Genomic DNA, 619 nt, shown 5'->3' on the forward strand with positions numbered 1-619 from the left:
CTCAACGACTTGCTTGACTGCCTCTAACTTGAACTCTTCAGTAAACCGTCTTCTTGTACTCATGACACACCTCCTAATAGACTAAATATTAGGCTAGAAAGTGTCTATAGAAGTGGTAGCGATTCAATAGTGCCGCCATCCATTTGATCATTGAGTGTAATAGTTCCATTCACCTTATCAAAACGACTAGTTTGAATCGAGTAAGCTAAATGTTTGTAGCTAAAGCTAACAAAGGTGTGATCAGGGTCAGTAATATAAATTTCTGCCGCTTGTACCGAGGAGGTCACCAAGGTCAGGAGCAAGGCGCTTATATAAAAAAAGTTCATTAGATATTTTAGGTGTTGATATGAGAATGTGCTGAATCAGCGCCCCTATCCTCAATAGGGGGCTAAATACCTTGTTTTTAGTATTTCCGACAGTTAAGGCATCAATTGAGACTGTAAAAGGTAAGTAAGAATGAGCATAAAATTCATTTATATAAGTTAATTCATTTCGTAGATTCAAACACGAAGTGCAACACGGTTTAAGGACTGCATAAATACTTCATTGGGGGTTTTAAATCCTAATCGTTTTCTAGGTCGGTTGTTTAAACGGTCTTGGATCATTCTAAGCTCCTTAT

At 37.8% G+C, this 619-nt stretch carries 2 protein-coding genes; both read right to left on the reverse strand.

Translation table 11 applies throughout. The features are described 5' to 3' along the window. Positions 1-63: transposase (locus tag VC182_RS11650; protein WP_223146557.1), on the reverse strand; the 63-nt coding region annotated here is incomplete at its 3' end. 41 nt (positions 64-104) lie between these two features. Next, entirely contained in the window at positions 105-326 is a 222-nt protein-coding gene (locus VC182_RS11475; RefSeq protein ID WP_323485373.1) for a YceI family protein, read from the reverse strand. Positions 327-619 lie beyond the last annotated feature (293 nt).

It is taken from the genome of Polynucleobacter sp. AP-Nickl1-40-C4, assembly GCF_035012665.1.
Classification (GTDB): domain Bacteria; phylum Pseudomonadota; class Gammaproteobacteria; order Burkholderiales; family Burkholderiaceae; genus Polynucleobacter.

Excerpts from the sequence above, each read along its gene's own strand:
- VC182_RS11475 (WP_323485373.1), bottom strand. The coding sequence starts at position 326 with ATGAACTTTTTTTATATAAGCGCCTTGCTCCTGACCTTGGTGACCTCC.